A 15,851-nucleotide genomic window follows, 5' to 3' on the forward strand; every position below is an offset into this window, starting at 1 on the left:
TCAGAAGGAGGGACTCCGTCAAATATTCCTAACGACGGCTGCGGGGACGAAATTTTCCCCGTCTGACCCGCGGAGCCCTCGCCGGGGGACGACCGGAGCCACCCAGTTCCTCCCGCACCTCCGCCGGGGAGATCAGCCATTCCTCCTCAGGCTCGGGGAAGATTACCCTCATGCGCTTTCCGATGAGTTCCTCAATGCCTTCCAGGAAAAAGGCCCCGGTTTCGTCGCAGAGCGAGACGATCTCCCCGGGGGCCTTACGCACGCGGGCCGCTCTCTGGAGAAAGTCGCTGGGGATCTCCGGAAGGTCGTAGTTTATGACCAGGTCGAGCTCCGGATCCTGTATGAAACGACACCCGGCATCGGTGGCCACCATGATGCGGGCCTCTCCACGGGCAAAGAGTTTCAGGAAGTTTAGCCGCAGTGGAAGCGGAAGTTCAGGCTTGAGAAAGACGGCCTTGAGGCCCAGAGCCTTGAGATCGTCGGTGAGCTTCTGCGCCTCGCTTTTTTCATTGACAAAAATAAGGGCCCGAGGCCAGCCCCTTCGCCTTAGCAATCCCAGAAGAAGAGAAAACTTCTCCTCCTTCGAGATATGAATCACCGAAAGATCCACCGAGGAAAAGTCCAGCCGCCCTTCCTCCACATAGATTTCCTCCGGTTCCCGGGTAATCTCCGCAGCCACCTCCAGGGCCGGATAGGTCAGATCCTCCATGAGAACCAGAGTCTGGCGCCTTTCCGGGGGAGGCAATTTTTGAAGAAGCTGCCTGGTGAAAGTAAGGCTTCGGGCCACCATCTTCTCAAGCTCGTCCACAATGAGGAGTTTTAATCCGTGAAGCTTGAGGAGGTGCCACTTCAGGGCCCGGTTGAGTCCGTCAGGGGTGATGATGAGAAGGTCTCCTATGTTTTCCAGAGCGCGGAGGTCCTCATCGGTTAGACGGTCCTCCGAGGAAAGTGCGGTAATCTCAATCTCTAGTCCCTCGCTAAGTCGCCGGGCCCATTCCCTCAGGAAGACAACCCTGGCTGCCTCCGGGGCAAGGATAAGAGCCCGGGGAAAGAATTCCCGATCCCCGTTTCCCCCGGAAAGACGATTGAGTGCAGCCACCACCACGAAGAGCCCCTTACCGCTTCCCCGACGGGCCTTGAGAATGAGATCCCGCCCCTTCAGCACCTCGGTGAGGGCCAGGTCCTGGAGGATGGTAGTGCGTTGAAGCCCGGTTTTTCCCAGATTCTCTTTGAGGCGCCTGGACAGGGGAAACCGATGCCACGGGCGTCCATGTAGACCTACGGTAAGCCCTACTGCACCGCCTGCACTGCCCTCCATGAAGAACCCCTCTTCCCCAAGTTAGCGAAAAGGAAGCGCCTCAAATCCGCTCCACCCGTTCTTTCATGCGGAGAAGGTAGGTAAATCCTAAAGGTTTGTCAAGTTACCAACTACCATGAAAAGGTTCAAAGATCTGACTAAAAAATTCTTCGCTTGGCTACTCCTCCTCCAGTTCGATTTCGGCAAAGGAATGCCCGCAATCGTAGCACTTTACATCCAGGATCTTTCCAAGCAGGGCCACATACACCTCGGAGGCCCCGCATTCAGGGCAGGGAGTCTCTATCTCTCCGCCTTCCACGATGTTTTTTATCTCCTCGCGCAGTTCCTCCGGCACCTCGGGATCAAACACGATCTTCACCGCCGACCTCCTCCTGGGACTTCTCCTGGCAAAATACCAACCCCTTCGATCCTTGTAAAGGAGAATTATCAAACAAAATGAAAAATTCCCGGTTTCCCGCCGGCCCCGGCACCGGGCTTTCGGCCACGCCCAGGGCCTTGAGCCCCAGTTCGTCCTCCCCGAAACGCCAGATTTCCTCGACGACCCGACGGTGTTTGGCGTGATCCCTGACCACGCCTCCGCGCCCAACCTCCCGCGGACCCACCTCGAACTGAGGTTTTACGAGGGCCAGGATGAACCCCCCGGGTTTCAGAATCCGTACCGCGGCGGGAAGAACCTTTCTCAGGGAAATGAAGGAGACATCGATGGTGACGAGGTCCATCCTCTCCGGGAGGTCCCCCGGGGAGAGGTAGCGGGCGTTAACCCCCTCGAGGGAGATCACCCGCGGATCCCGGCGCAATCTCTCGTGAAGCTGACCCCGCCCCACATCCACGGCGTACACCCTGGCCGCCCCGTGCCGCAGCAGACAGTCCGTAAATCCCCCGGTGGAGGCCCCCAGGTCCGCACAGACGAAACCCTTCACCGAAAGACCGAAGACCCGCAGGGCCCCCTCAAGCTTGAGCCCCCCGCGGGAGACATAAGGCAACCCCCGGCCCCGAATCTCGATCCCGGCCTCGACCGGCACCCTGGTACCGGCCTTGTCCACCCGCCGTCCGTCCACCCAGACGGCCCCGGACATGATGAGGGCCCGGGCCTTCTCCCGGCTCTCGCAAAACCCCCTCTGCACCAGCAATCGATCCAGCCTTTCCTTCTTCATCGTTGACTTTTGGGAACCAGCCCCTATTCTATTCGTAATCTCCGGAACGGAAAACGCAAATGCGCGTGGGACTTCTGGGCGGGACCTTTGATCCGATTCACCTGGGCCACCTGCGGGTGGCCGAGGAGGTGCGGGAGAAGCTCGACCTTTCCGAGGTCTGGTTCATCCCGGCCGGAGTCCCCCCTCACAAGCGATCGGAACCGCATCTTCCCTTCGAGGAACGCCTGAGGCTGGTTAGGCTTGCCGTGGAGGAACATCCGGCCTTCCGGGTCCTGGATCTAGAGGGACGGCGTTCCGGCCCCTCCTACACCGTGGACACCCTGGAAGAGTTGCGCCGCAGGCATCCCGACCACGACTACTTCTTCATCCTGGGACTCGACGCCTTTGTCGAGATCGAGACCTGGCACGAATTCCGGCGACTGCCGGAGCTGGCCACCTTGGTGGTGGTGAACCGGGGAGACCTCGACCTCGAATCAGCCCGGAACCTCAGTAAAAGACTCTTCCCGGGCCGGGAGGTCCTTTTTCTCCAGGTGCGGCGCCTGGACATATCCTCCACGGAGATCCGGCGTCTGCGGCGGTCCGGAAGGTCCATCCGGTATCTGGTTCCCGAGGCCGTACGACGACGGATCGAGGAACGCGGCCACTATCTTTAAGTAAGACCCGGTTTCAGGGTAAAGTTTAAGATCATGCGGACCAGACTCACCCCCATGTTCCGGCAGTACTTCGAGGTCAAGAACCGTTATCCGGATTGCATCCTCTTTTTCCGGCTGGGGGACTTTTACGAGATGTTCTTCGAGGACGCCGAGGAGGCCTCGCGGATCCTGGACATTGCGCTGACCTCCAGGGAGGCCGGAGGGGGGCAACGGGCGCCCATGTGCGGAGTCCCGGTGGCCAACGCCGCCCCTTACATCCGCAGGTTGATCGAAGCCGGAAAGAAGGTGGCCATCTGCGAGCAGGTGGAGGATCCCCGGGAGGCCCGGGGTCTGGTGCGCCGGGAGGTGGTGCGGGTAATCACCCCGGGCCTTTTCGTGGACCCGGAGGGGCTCTCCGACAAGGAAAGTCACTATCTATGCGCCCTGCGTCCGGGTAAACGCTGGGGGCTGGCCGTGCTGGAACTGTCCGCCGGCCAGTTCCGGGCCGCGATCTTCGAGGACCGCCGCGAACTCGTAAACGAGGTGTTCCGGCTCGAGCCCCGGGAACTGCTCCTTCCCGAAAACGCCCCCGAGGACCTGCGCCGGGAGCTTAGGGAGGGGCTCCCGGGCCTGGCCTTCACCCCGCTTCCGGCCGCGGCCTTTTCCGAGGCCAGGGCCCGGGAGCTTCTCTCCGAGCACTTCGGCGTGGAGGATCCGGCCGGCCTCGGCTTTGCGGAAATACCCGAAGCCCTTTCCGCCGTGGGGGCGGTTCTGGAATACCTCCTCGAAAACGAACGGGAGGCCCTGGGACGGATCTCTCCCCCCCGTCCCTACTTCCCCGGGGATTACCTCGTGCTGGACGAGGCCACCAAGAGGAACCTCGAACTCACGCGCAACCAGTTCGACGGTTCGGTGCGTCATTCTTTACTCTGGGTGCTCGACCGCACCCGCACCGCCATGGGAGGCCGCACCCTGCGCCACTGGCTCCTCTATCCCCTGAAGGATATTGCCGCCATCCGATCCCGTCAGGAGGCGATAACGACTCTTCTTGAGGACGCGACCCTGCGGGAGGGCCTGGCCGGCGCCCTTTCCCGCATCCCGGACCTAGAGAGGCTGGCCACCCGCTGCGCCCTGCGTCTGGCCGGCCCCCGGGATCTCGTCGCCCTCAGGGAGGCGCTGGCCGCTCTTCCCGAGGTCCGGGACCTCCTTGCCGGAAAAGAAGGGCTCATTTCCGAAATACGGGAACGGCTCTCCGACTTTTCTCACCTGGAGGAACGCCTCCGGAGGACCCTTCTCGACGAGGTACCGGCCACGGCCCGGGAGGGAGGGCTGGTGCGCCCCGGGGTGCATCCCGAGCTCGACGAACTGCGGGATCTCAAGGAGAACGCCCTGAGGTATCTCGCCGAAATCGAGGAACGGGAGCGCCGGCGCACCGGCATCCCCAACCTCAAGGTGGGCTACAACCGCGTCTTCGGTTACTACCTCGAGGTCACCAAGAGCCACCTTTCCCGCGTACCCAAGGACTACATTCGCAAGCAGACGCTCACCAACGCCGAGCGTTTCATCACCCCGGAGCTGAAGGAATTCGAGGCCAGAGTGCTTTCCGCGGACGAGAGGATCCGGGAGCTCGAGTACGAGATCTTTCTCGGGTTGAGGGAGGCCGTAAGCGGTGAGGCCGAGAGACTCCGGCAGGCGGCCCGGGCCCTGGGTGAGCTGGACGCCCTGGTTTCGCTGGCCGAGGTGGCCGAGGAGAACCGCTATGTCCGTCCCGAGGTGGTTCCCGAGCCCGGTATCGAGATCGTGGAGGGGCGACATCCGGTGCTGGAAAGGGTGCTTCCGGCGGGAAGTTTCGTGCCCAACACGGTGAGGCTCGATCCGGAGGAGGCCCGGCTCGTCCTCATCACCGGTCCCAACATGGCGGGAAAGTCCACCGTCCTGCGCCAGACCGCCCTCATCGTGCTTATGGCGCACACGGGGGCCTTCGTTCCCGCGGAATCCGCTCGCATCGGCCTCTGCGACCGCATATTCAGCCGGATCGGGGCCTCGGACGAGCTATCCCGGGGACGCTCCACCTTCATGGTGGAGATGGCCGAGTGCGCCAACATCCTCCACAACGCCACGGAGAGGAGCCTGGTCATCCTCGACGAGATCGGACGCGGCACCAGCACCTACGACGGGCTGGCCATCGCCTGGGCGGTGGCGGAATACCTCCACGAAAAGGGGGCCCTCACCCTCTTTGCCACCCACTATCACGAACTCACCGAACTGGCCCGGGAGCTCCCGGCAGCCAGGAACTACAATGTGGCGGTTAAGACCTGGGAGGACCGGATTATCTTTCTTTACCGGCTACAACCCGGACCGGCCAGCGAATCCTACGGAGTGCAGGTAGCGGCCCTGGCGGGGCTTCCCCGGGAGGTGGTGGAAAGGGCCCGGGAAATCCTTTCGGCCCTGGAAAGAAAGGCCGCGGCGGAACCTCCCCCTCGCCCCCCCGCCGGAAGGGATCATCCGCGCCAGCTTTCCCTTTTCGATCCCTATCTCCCCCTCAGGGAAAAACTCCTGGCGGTGGACCCCGAGGAACTCACCCCCAGGCAGGCCCTGAACCTGATTTTCGAACTGCGGGATCTTTTAGTAAAATCGGGGCTATGAGAGTCCTCCTTTCGGCCCTCCGGGCCTTTCTCTTCCTGTGGTTTATGGTCCTCTCCCTTTCCGCTCAGGCCCTGACCCCTTCGGAAAAGGCCTTTCTTTCGGCCAGGAAGGCCCTGGAGGAGTTCAGTCGCTCACCGAAGAAACAGCACTATCGCCGCTACTGGATCCGCGTGATCAATCGTTTCCGGCGGGTGTACCTGCGCTATCCCGAAAGCCCCGAGGCCCCAAAGGCCCTGATCTGGGCCGCCCGCCTCTATCGCAACCTTTACGGCTACTCCCACCTTCGCCGGGACCTCGAGGAGGCCCTGCGCCGTTACCGGATGATCTGGGAGCACTATCCCCGGAGCAATCTCGCCGACGACGCGCTCTTCGAGGCCGCCGAGATCTACGAGAAACTTCTCGGGGATCGGGTCACCGCCGAATACCTGCGGCGTCTCATCCTGAAGCGCTACCCCTCCGGCGACATGGCCGCTCGAATCGCTCCCCCGAAAAGGTCCCCTCCCGGAAAGACCCCCTCGAAAAACACCGCTCCCCCGGACAAGGCCTCCCCCCCGAAGGAAACCGCCACGGTGAAAAGGATCCGGCACTGGTCCGGCGAGGACTACAGCCGGGTGGTGGTGGACCTTTCCTCCCGGGTAACCTTTAAGGACCACGCCCTGAAGGCCTTCGCCGGAAGACCTCCCCGGGTCTATGTGGACCTCTCTCCGGCCCGGCTCTCTCCCTACCTCAAACCGGAAATCCCCATCGAGGACGGACTCCTCACCCGGGTCCGGGTGGGACAGTATCGCCCCGGCACCGTACGGGTGGTGCTGGACCTGAAGAGCCTCACCTCCTATCGGGTCTTTTACCTGGGAGATCCCCCCCGGGTGGTCATAGATCTCCTGGGGGAAAGCCCTCCACGCAGTGCCCCGAAAAAAGAAACCGAACGGGAGATCCCCCTTAAACCTCCGTCCCCGAACCATTATTCCCTGGCTCAACAGCTCGGACTCAAAATAAGACGCATCGTGATCGATCCCGGTCACGGGGGACACGACCCGGGGGCCCTCGGCCTTTACGGACTAAAGGAAAAGGACATTACCCTCAGGGTCTCGCGGTACCTGGCCGAGGAGTTACGGCGCTGTCTGGGCTGCCAGGTCATCCTGACCCGGGATCGCGATGTCTTCATTCCTCTTCTCAAACGCGCGGCCATCGCCAATCTCAAGAAGGCGGATCTTTTCGTCTCCATCCATGTAAACGCCGCCCCCAACCGGCGCTCCCGTGGCATCGAAACCTATTACCTCAGCTTCACCACCGACCCCGAGGCCATGCGGGTGGCGGCCATGGAAAACGCCATCTCTCGCCTCTCCCTGTCGGAGCTTCAGGATCTGCTGAAAAGGATCCTCCGGAACGCCAAAGTCGAGGAGTCCCGGCGCCTGGCCGAGGAGATCCAGAGACATCTGGTGAAGCGTCTTTCCCGGAGATACCGGGGGGTGCGCGATCTCGGAGTCAAGAAGGCCCCCTTCGTGGTCCTGGTGGGAACGCGCATGCCCGCGGTGCTGGTGGAGATCTCCTTCATCACCAATCCCACCGAGGCCCGACGATTGCGCTCGGAAAAATACCTCCGGGAAATCGCCCGGGGCATCGCCGAAGGAATAAAGGCCTATGTGAACGAGATCCAGGTGGCCCGGCCATGAGGGTAAGGGTAGGGCTCGAGGTGCTTCTCAGCGATCCACCCCGCTGGCTTCGCGGGCGCCGGGTGGGGCTACTCTCCCACCAGGCCGCCACCACCGCGGATCTCCGCCCCGCCCACCTCGTGCTCCGGGAAGCCCTGGGGAAAAACCTGGTGCGTCTCTTCGCCCCCCAGCACGGGTTCTACGGAACCGCCCAGGCCAACATGATCCCCGGCGAGGACCACCGGGACCCCCTGACCGGAGTCCCGGTGGTGAGCCTCTACGGGCCGCGCCTCAAGCCCTCCCCGGAACACCTCGCGGACCTGGACCTCCTCCTGGTGGATCTCGTGGATGTGGGGTGCCGGGTTTATACCTACCTCTGGACCCTCTTCCTCACCCTTGAGGCCGCGGAGAAGGCCGGAGTGGAGGTGGTCGTCCTGGATCGTCCCAATCCCCTGGGAGGGTGGCTCGAGGGGCCCGTGCTCTCTCCGGACCTCTTTTCCTTCGTGGGCCTCTGCGAGATGCCCCTGCGCCACGGACTCACCCCGGCAGAAGCGGCCCTCCTCTTCAGGAAACGCCGGGGGCTCTCCCTTACCCTGAGGGTGGTAAGGGCCGAGGGCTGGAGACGAGATCAGCTCTTCGGGGAGACCGGCCTGCCGTGGGTGCCCCCCTCGCCGAACATGCCCTCCTTCGAAACGGCCCTGGTCTATCCGGGGCAGGTCCTCCTCGAGGGCACCAACCTTTCCGAGGGTCGGGGCACCACCCGCCCCTTCGAACTCTTCGGAGCCCCCTGGCTGCGACCCGAGCGGGTGCTTTCCGCCCTGGAAGAGAAACCACCCGGGGTTGTCCTGCGACCCACGGCCTTCCGCCCCGCCTTCGACAAGTGGAAGGACCGGACCTGCTTCGGTTTCCAGCTCCATGTGCTCGACCCCCGCATCTTCCGCCCCGTTCGCACCACCCTTCTCCTCCTCCGAGCCATAGCCCGCACCCACGAAGAATTCGCTTTTCGTCCTTCTCCGTACGAATTCGAAGAAAAGAAGTTGCCTATTGAGATAATCTTCGGTCATAGAGATATAGTGTATTTTATCGTCGGTAAAAGGGAATGGGGGGATCTTGATTTTTGGGAGAAAGGGGGCTTAACTTATTACGCAAACGAAACGGCCTCCCTGGCGCTTTACGAGGGAGGCTTTTTTTTGTAAATCATGGGCTCAAATCATTCTAACGGAAGGCGTCCCCGCTTTCGCTCCAACAGAGAGCGGCTTAAGGCCCTTCTTTCCCTTTTCAGCAGGGAGGATCGGGTCCTCATTCTTATATGGGCCGATCCGGACGCTCTGGCCAGTGCCCTGGCCCTCAGGCGCCTCCTGGCCCAGCGGGTCTCCCAGGTGGTAATCGCGCACATAAACGAGATTCGCCGCATCAACAACCAGCTCATGATAAAGCTCCTGCGGATACCGCTGGTGAAAAAGAGCCAGGTCTCCCTCGACGACTTCACCAAGAAGGTTCTGGTGGACGCCCAGCCCACGCACAACGCCACCTTCAAGGAAATTCGTTTCGATGTGGTGATCGATCACCATCCCGAGACCGACGGCTGGGAGGCCGACTTCGTGGACATCCGTCCCGAATACGGAGCCACCTCCACCATCCTTTCGGAGTACCTGCGCAGCGCCGGAATCAGGCCCTCGGTGGCGCTGGCCACGGCCCTGGTCTACGGCATAAAGACCGACACCGACAACTTTGAGAAGCACTGCAGCCTGCAGGATGTAATCTGTTTTCACCACCTCTTCAAACACATGAACCGGCACCTTCTCCACAAGATCGAGTCCGCGGACATCCGCCGTTCGGAGCTCAAGTACATGAAGCTGGCCCTGGAGAACATGAAGTTCCGCAAGCAGCGGCTCTTCACCCATGTGGGGCGGGTGCCCAATCCCGACATCCTGGTGGTAATCGCGGACTTCCTGAACCATGTCCAGGAGGCGGGATGGGTCTTCGTATCCGGAGAATACCGTCAGAAACTGGTCATCATCATCCGGTGCGACGGGTACCGGAAGGACGCCGGAAGGCTGGCCTCCCGGGCCTTCGGACACCTGGGTTTTGCCGGGGGGCACCGGGAAAAGGCCCGGGCCGAAATCCCCCTCAGCAACCTGAACGGAAACCGCAATCAACCCATCGACACTCTTTTCATCATTCGTCTCCTCAAAAAATACTTCCGGGATCTCCGGGAGGCACGGAGGGTAAGGCATGCCTCTTTATGAGTATCTGTGCCTTGAATGCCGGAGGATCTCGGAACACCTGGTCTTCCGGGAGGAGGACTTTGAACCCTACTGCCGGCGGTGCGGCTCCCGTCGGGTGAAGAAGCTGGTCTCCCGGGTGCGGGTGCGGCTCTCGCTGGACACCCGACTGGAACGAATGACGGATCCGGCCCTCTGGGAGGGGCTGGACGAAGAGGACCCCCGTAGCGTGAAGCGCCTCATGGACAGGATGGGGGCGGAATTCGGGGACGAACTGGGGGACGAGTTCGAAGAGGTCATGAGCGAGGCCGAGGAGGAGATGGAGAAGGAGCTTTCCGGAGAGAAAAAGGACGAGGATGGAGACGGCGGAGGAGACGAAGAGGATTGAGGCGGAGGTGGAAATCCGGGGGGCACTGGGTCTTCACGCGCGTCCGGCGGCGCGACTGGCCCGGGCTCTCGCTCCTCTCCGGGCCCGGGTGTGGCTGGCCCAGGGGGAGACCCTGGTGGACGCCCGGAGCATTCTGGATGTCCTGACGCTGGCGGCCCGGACCGGAACCAGACTTAAAGTGGTGGCCGAGGGAGAGGAAGCGGAAGCCGCCCTGGAAACGGTAAAACGGATTCTCGAGGCTGAATCATGAAGACGCTTCGCGGAGTGGGAGTTTCGGCCGGGGTAGCGGTAGGGCCGGCCCATGTAATCTTTCCCGGGCACATCAAGGTCACCCGCACCCGCATCCCCCCCGGCGAAATCGAGGCCGAGGTGGAGCGACTCTCCCGGGCCATCCGGGAGGTGTCCGGAGAGATCCGCGCCCTTCAGGAAAAATTGCCGGAAAACCTGGGGGAAGTCCGGGCCATTCTCGAGGCCCAGCGCTTTCTGGTGGAGGATCCCTCCCTTTTTTCCGAGGCCTCCGGGATAATTCGTCAGGGTTTCAACGCCGAATGGGCCCTCCTCAAGGTACTCCGTCGTTACGAAAAAATCTTTTCCGAGCTTCCCGACGAATACTTCCGGGAGCGTTTTCGAGATCTGGAAGGGATAGTGGAAATGATCGTCGCCTCTCTCCGGGGTGATTCCCGTCTTTCGGCCCCGGAGCGGGCCGTAATCGTGGCCCGGGACCTCTCCCCCGCCGACACCGTAAACCTCAAACCGGAAAACACCCTGGCCTTCGTCACGGAAGCCGGAAGTCGCACCTCGCACACCGCCATCGTGGCCCGAAGCCTGGGTATTCCGGCGGTGGTGGCGGCCAAGGGGGTGCTGGAGGAGGTCTCCCCCGGAGACCTCGTGGCCGTGGACGGCACCACCGGGGAGATCTTCGTAAACCCCGCCGAGGAGGTCATCCGGGAGTTTGAGGACCGGAGCCGGCGCTTCCGCAAACTCAAGGCCCGGCTCCACCAGGTAGCTCATCTCCCCGCGGTGACCCGCGACGGGCGCCGAATCGCCCTGCGGGCCAACCTGGATCTCCCGGAGGAAATCCCCTATGCCCGGGAATACGGGGCCGAGGGCATCGGTCTCCTTCGCACCGAGTACCTCTATGTATCCCGCCGGGAGCTCCCCCCCGAGGACCTCCTCTACGAGACCTATCGCCGGGTGGTGGAGGCCATGGCTCCCCATCCGGTAACCATTCGCACCCTAGATCTGGGGGGAGACAAGTTCGCCTCGGTGCTGGATCTGCCGGAGGAGATCAATCCGGCCCTGGGGCTGCGGGCCATCCGGCTCTGTCTCCGGGAGGAGTCCCTCTTCCGGACCCAGTTAAGGGCCATCCTGCGGGCCAGTGCCCACGGACGGGTCAAGATCATGTTCCCCATGATCTCCGGAGTGACCGAGTTTCTCCGGGCCCGCAACCTGGTGGAAAGAATCAAACAGGAACTGGCCGCCGAAGGCCTTTCCTTCGATCCCGAGGTGCCAGTGGGGGCCATGATCGAGGTGCCTTCGGCGGTGGCCGTGGCCGATCTCCTGGCCAGGGAGGCCGACTTCTTCAGTATAGGAACCAACGACCTCATCCAGTACACGCTGGCCATAGACCGGGGCAATCAGGAGGTGGCAGAACTTTACGAACCCCTGCATCCGGCGGTCCTGAGATTTATCAGGACCACGGTGGAAGCCGCCCATCGGGCCGGAATCCCGGTGGCCATGTGCGGAGAGATGGCCGGCGAACTCCTCTATGTCCCGGTGCTGGTGGGAATGGGGCTCGACGAACTCAGCATGAATCCGCAGAGCCTCCCGGAGGTGAAACTCTTCATCCGGGAGCTCTCCTTTGAACGCTGCCGGGAGGTGACCAACCGGCTCCTCCTCCTCACCTGCCAGGACGAGGTGCGCGAGGCCCTGGCCGAGGCCTTCGGAAAGCTTCTCTCCCGTTTCACTAGATCCCTTTGGTTTGAATGACCGAGAGTCGTTTGCGCATCTTCTCCATGAGAAGATTGAGCTCGCTCTTCAGTTCCGCAAGAGTCTGGTGCTTGCGACGGTAAACCCTTTCCAGCTCCGAGAGCCAGTATTCCAGGACCTCTCTTTCCCGGTTGACCAGTTCCTGCTGAACCTTCCGTTTGAGGTTCTCGAGAAGCCGGGGATCCATGGGCTAAATTGTAATCCGCATCAGGTCGCGGGCCAAGAGGATCTCCCCGGAGAAGAACTTTCGGGCCGGGGTGAGGAGGTCGGCCTCGTCGCAGGGGGGATAGAAGTGGGTAAGGAGGAGCCGTTTTGCCCCGGCCTCCGCGGCCATGCGAGCGGCCTGAGAGGGGGTGGAATGGCCGGGCACGGGGTTTTCCTCCGGCGAGGCGCACTCGGCCACCAACAGGTCCGCCTCCCGGGCCAGCTCCGCCACCTCCGGGCTGTATTCCGTGTCCCCGGTGTAGGCCAGGATCTTCCCCCCGGCCTCGATCCTCACCGCGAGACTCTCCGGATTGTGCCGGGCCGGAGCGGTCTCCAGAACCAGATCCGGAAGGACCAGGCGGCTCTTCTTTCCCCGCGGCCGTTCCAGGATCTCGAAGAGTCCCTCCGGGGGGTCAATCCAGGACCCGAAGGCCCCCTTCAGGGCCTCGTAAAAGGCCCGGAATCCCCGGGCGGAGATGAGACGCACCGGTCGCTCGCGGGTAAAACCCAGGCGGTAGCGGGTGGCGAAAAGGTAGGGCACCAGGTCCGCGACATGATCCGGATGCCAGTGGGAGACGAAGAGGTAGTCCGGATCGTTCAGGTCGTAGCCGGCCTCGGTGAGACGGCGCAGGGTCCCCGGGCCGAGGTCGAGAAGAAACACCCCGGCCCCCGTGCGGAGCAGATACCCCGCGGCATTTCGTTCCCGTCGGGGCCAGCCGGTCCCCGAACCCAGAACGATCAGTTCCACCTCTCCTCGACCTCCCTGAAGAGTTCCGCGATCTCCCTTCCGCCCCGGCGCAGGGCCTCCCGGGCCAGTACCTCAGCGGCCTCGGGTTCACCCTTGTAATGGCGATAAAGAAGGGAGAGGTAAGCCAGGGCCCGGGCCGGAGCCTCGCGGGAGCGAGCCACCTCCCGCAGGACCGCAAAGGCCTCCTGAAAATCCCCGGAACGATAGAGCACCTCCCCGTAGAGGGTTTTACCGGAGAGGGAAAGCCCGGAGCGGCCGCTCAGAACCTCCCGGGCCTCTTCGATCCGGCCGGAGAGGAGGAGTTCCCGGGCCAGGGCCTCGGCGAAAAGAGAGCGGCGCCCGGAAAGCTCCCAGGCCCGACGCAAAAGGGTCAGGGCCTCCTTCCTTTCGCCCCGTTCGGAAAGGACTTCCCCCAGGTTGTAATGGATCAGGGGATCGTCCGGGGACAGACGCAGGGCCTCCCGCAGGACCTCTTCGGCCCGATCCGGAAAACCCAGCGAGCGGCAGACCAGGGCGAGACTGTTCAGGAGATCGGCCGGCTGACGGGTCCCCTCCCGGGCCCGTTCGTAGGCCGCAAGCGCGGCCCCGAGATCGCCCCAGTCGGCGTAAAGATCCCCGAGCACATGGTAGGTAAAGAGATCGAAGGAGACCAGACCACCCCCGGCCCGACGGGCGTGTTCGCAGGCCGCGTACGCCATGGCCAGCGGCGGACCCTTCGGTTCCCCGGAGTAAAGCCCCCCGCAGAGTCCCCCTCCCCGGCCGAGGATCCGTCGCGCGGAGGCCCCGTACCGAAAGAGAAAAAAATCCCCCAGCAAAAGCCCCCTCAGCCCCCGGGGGGGTTCCCTGAGACGCAAAAGGGCCAGAGGACCTCCCCTCCGGAGGAATCGCTTTATACGCGAAAGGTCCGCCAGGAAAGGAGCGAGGTCTTTTTCCGCCCTGGGAGAAAGATAGGTCAAACCGAAGAGACGGGCCAATTCCAGTTTTCTTCGGGCCGTCTCCAGATCGTCCATCGCCGTTAGCTTCACCGGCACGGCCCGGAAAGCCCGGCGTCCACGCCAGAGTTCGCGCACGAAACCGCGCCCGTCCGTAACGCCGTCGGGAAGAAGGTACTCATCCCCGGAGAGCTTCAGGGCCCCGGCAGGAGGTTCAAGCCCCCGGCCCTTTATCAGGAGACCCCGCACCCCTCCTCTCGAAAGAAGCCGGGCCAGGACCCTCTCCCCGGGATAACCGTCGCAGGCCGAGGAAAGAACCAGGTTCTCTACCAGAAGACGGGCCAGCTCCTTAAGGGTCGGAAACCAGCGTTTGGCCTCGGGAAGGGGGGACCTTTCGGAAAAGAAGAGCGCGGCCGGCACTCGACCGAAAATAAGGATGTTCCCCTCCTCGGGACGCAACCTGGGAGAACCGTGCGGAGCAATACGCCGGAGTTCCTCCTCCGCCTCGGCCAGATACAGATCCAGATATTTCTCCCAGCCTCGGGGTTCAGGCACCCTGAGCAAACCTCCTGAAGGCTTCCACCACCAGGGGGAACTCCTCCGGAAAGACGGTGCGCACCTCGAGAAGAAATCGACCCTCCTCAACCCGGCCTACCACCGGGGGGCTACCGGTGCGCAGGTGCTCGTGCAGCTCCTCGGCGGAAAGGTCCCGGGCCTCCACCGCCACCGCCCAGGAGGGCAAATCCGCCACCGGAAGCGCTCCCCCACCGGTCCGACACACGGTGGGCACCACTTTAAAGGAAAAACCCGGAAGTCCGACCCGATCGAGGAGGCGTTTAAGTCTTCGGGCCTCCCGACGAACCTCTTCGGCGGGCTTCAAAATCATGCGAAGCACCGGAATCCTCTCCACGGCCAGCCTCTCGTCGAGATAGAGCCTCAGCGTGGCCTCAAGTCCGGCCAGCGTCAGTTTGTCTATCCTGAGGGCCCGATTCAGGGGGTTCTGCCGGATCCTTTCCACCAGCTCCCTCCGCCCCACGATGATCCCGGCCTGGGGGGCCCCCAGGAGCTTGTCCCCGGAAAAGGTCACCACATCCACGCCGGTCCTTACTATCTCCTGGACCGTGGGTTCCCGGCGCAGGCCGTAACGGGAAAAGTCCACCAGACAGCCGCTTCCCAGGTCCTCCACCACCGGGATCCCGTAACGCCGGCCCAGGGCCACCAGTTCCGCCCCGGAGACCTCCCGGGTGAAACCCACGATGGCGTAATTGCTCTTGTGGACCTTCATGAGAAGGGCGGTGTTCTCGTTGATGGCCTCCTCGTAATCCCGGAGGTGCGTGCGGTTGGTGGTGCCCACCTCCCGCAGCACGCATCCGGCCCAGGCCATGACCGCGGGCATCCGGAAGGACCCGCCTATCTCCACCAGTTCCCCCCTGGAGACGATCACCTCCCGCCCCCGGGCAAGGGTGTTGAGGGTGATGAGCACCGCGGCGGCGTTGTTGTTCACCACCAGGGCCTCCTCGGCCCCGGTTAGTTCCCTAAGAAGACCGGCCACATGCTCGTAACGGCTGCCCCTCCGACCCTCGGCCAGACGATACTCCAGATTGGAGTAACCACGAGCCACGGAGAATATCTCCTCCAGGGCCTCCCGGCAAAGCGGCGCCCGCCCCAGATTGGTGTGCACCACCACCCCCGTAGCGTTCACCACCGGACGGAGATGAGGAGAGGCCTCCCGCAAAAGGACCTCCCCGGCCAGAGCCAGGACCTCCCCCCTATCGAGGTGATCCCGACGGCCCTTAAGGATCTCCCCCCGCAGAAGATCCGCGGTCTTCCGGGCGGCACGGGTGTAAAAGACCTCCGGATAACCCGGATGTCTGCGGGAGAGCTCCTCGGCCAGAAGGTGAACCGCCGGTATCCTGGAAAGTAGAGCCTTCTCTTTTTCCTTCATCCCGGATACCCTTTATAC

Annotated in this window: 15 protein-coding genes; 8 read left to right on the forward strand and 7 right to left on the reverse strand. The window is 62.9% G+C overall.

The genetic code is table 11. From position 1 onward, the window contains the following. Positions 1–28: 28 nt before the first annotated feature. The 3 genes from K3767_RS01440 to K3767_RS01450 form a co-directional block, all read right to left on the reverse strand. Positions 29–1,318: a DEAD/DEAH box helicase gene (locus tag K3767_RS01440; RefSeq protein ID WP_221171788.1), complete on the reverse strand. Its 1,290-nt coding sequence runs from the start codon at positions 1,316–1,318 to the stop codon at positions 29–31. 157 nt (positions 1,319–1,475) lie between these two features. Further along, on the reverse strand, positions 1,476–1,676 hold the full coding sequence (locus K3767_RS01445) for a hypothetical protein (protein ID WP_221171789.1): 201 nt from the start codon (positions 1,674–1,676) through the stop codon (positions 1,476–1,478). Beyond that, positions 1,660–2,472 carry a TlyA family RNA methyltransferase gene (locus tag K3767_RS01450; protein WP_221171790.1) on the reverse strand — a complete coding sequence of 271 codons (813 nt, stop codon included), beginning with the start codon at positions 2,470–2,472 and terminating at the stop codon, positions 1,660–1,662. Before K3767_RS01450 ends, K3767_RS01445 begins: the two co-directional genes overlap by 17 nt. A 59-nt stretch (positions 2,473–2,531) precedes the next feature. Between K3767_RS01450 and nadD the strand changes: the two genes are divergently transcribed. From nadD to ptsP, 8 genes are read left to right on the forward strand one after another with little or no spacing between them, the layout of a single operon-like run. Then, positions 2,532–3,125, forward strand: coding sequence for a nicotinate-nucleotide adenylyltransferase (gene nadD / locus K3767_RS01455; RefSeq protein ID WP_221171791.1), 594 nt, complete (start codon positions 2,532–2,534; stop codon positions 3,123–3,125). A 33-nt stretch (positions 3,126–3,158) separates the two neighbouring features. Continuing rightward, on the forward strand, positions 3,159–5,750 hold the full coding sequence (mutS, locus tag K3767_RS01460) for a DNA mismatch repair protein MutS (protein WP_221171792.1): 2,592 nt from the start codon (positions 3,159–3,161) through the stop codon (positions 5,748–5,750). Beyond that, a complete protein-coding gene (locus K3767_RS01465) occupies positions 5,747–7,423 on the forward strand; it encodes an N-acetylmuramoyl-L-alanine amidase (RefSeq protein WP_221171793.1) in 1,677 nt (558 codons plus the stop codon). Before mutS ends, K3767_RS01465 begins: the two co-directional genes overlap by 4 nt. Next, the gene (locus K3767_RS01470) at positions 7,420–8,598 is read left to right on the forward strand and encodes an exo-beta-N-acetylmuramidase NamZ domain-containing protein (RefSeq protein ID WP_221171794.1); all 1,179 of its coding nucleotides are present in this window, start codon (positions 7,420–7,422) and stop codon (positions 8,596–8,598) included. Before K3767_RS01465 ends, K3767_RS01470 begins: the two co-directional genes overlap by 4 nt. Positions 8,599–8,601: 3 nt before the next feature. Further along, positions 8,602–9,651 (forward strand): bifunctional oligoribonuclease/PAP phosphatase NrnA, encoded by a 1,050-nt coding sequence (locus K3767_RS01475; RefSeq protein ID WP_221171795.1) that lies wholly within the window; start codon positions 8,602–8,604, stop codon positions 9,649–9,651. Next, positions 9,638–10,015: a zinc ribbon domain-containing protein gene (locus K3767_RS01480; RefSeq protein ID WP_221171796.1), complete on the forward strand. Its 378-nt coding sequence runs from the start codon at positions 9,638–9,640 to the stop codon at positions 10,013–10,015. The genes K3767_RS01475 and K3767_RS01480 overlap by 14 nt, the downstream gene beginning before the upstream one ends. Then, entirely contained in the window at positions 9,984–10,265 is a 282-nt protein-coding gene (locus tag K3767_RS01485; protein ID WP_221171797.1) for an HPr family phosphocarrier protein, read from the forward strand. The genes K3767_RS01480 and K3767_RS01485 overlap by 32 nt, the downstream gene beginning before the upstream one ends. Beyond that, positions 10,262–12,004, forward strand: coding sequence for a phosphoenolpyruvate--protein phosphotransferase (gene ptsP, locus K3767_RS01490; protein ID WP_221171798.1), 1,743 nt, complete (start codon positions 10,262–10,264; stop codon positions 12,002–12,004). Before K3767_RS01485 ends, ptsP begins: the two co-directional genes overlap by 4 nt. Here ptsP and K3767_RS01495 read toward each other — a convergent pair. From K3767_RS01495 to selA, 4 genes are read right to left on the reverse strand one after another with little or no spacing between them, the layout of a single operon-like run. After that, positions 11,982–12,191 (reverse strand): hypothetical protein, encoded by a 210-nt coding sequence (locus tag K3767_RS01495; RefSeq protein WP_221171799.1) that lies wholly within the window; start codon positions 12,189–12,191, stop codon positions 11,982–11,984. The genes ptsP and K3767_RS01495 overlap by 23 nt on opposite strands. 3 nt (positions 12,192–12,194) lie before the next feature. Further along, entirely contained in the window at positions 12,195–12,956 is a 762-nt protein-coding gene (locus K3767_RS01500; protein ID WP_221171800.1) for an MBL fold metallo-hydrolase, read from the reverse strand. After that, positions 12,947–14,443 (reverse strand): lipopolysaccharide assembly protein LapB, encoded by a 1,497-nt coding sequence (locus K3767_RS01505; RefSeq protein WP_221171801.1) that lies wholly within the window; start codon positions 14,441–14,443, stop codon positions 12,947–12,949. The genes K3767_RS01500 and K3767_RS01505 overlap by 10 nt, the downstream gene beginning before the upstream one ends. Next, on the reverse strand, positions 14,436–15,833 hold the full coding sequence (gene selA / locus K3767_RS01510) for an L-seryl-tRNA(Sec) selenium transferase (RefSeq protein WP_221171802.1): 1,398 nt from the start codon (positions 15,831–15,833) through the stop codon (positions 14,436–14,438). The genes K3767_RS01505 and selA overlap by 8 nt, the downstream gene beginning before the upstream one ends. Positions 15,834–15,851: the final 18 nt, after the last annotated feature.

The sequence above is a fragment of the Thermosulfurimonas sp. F29 genome, assembly GCF_019688735.1.
In the GTDB taxonomy this organism is placed as follows: Bacteria; Desulfobacterota; Thermodesulfobacteria; order Thermodesulfobacteriales; family Thermodesulfobacteriaceae; genus Thermosulfurimonas_A.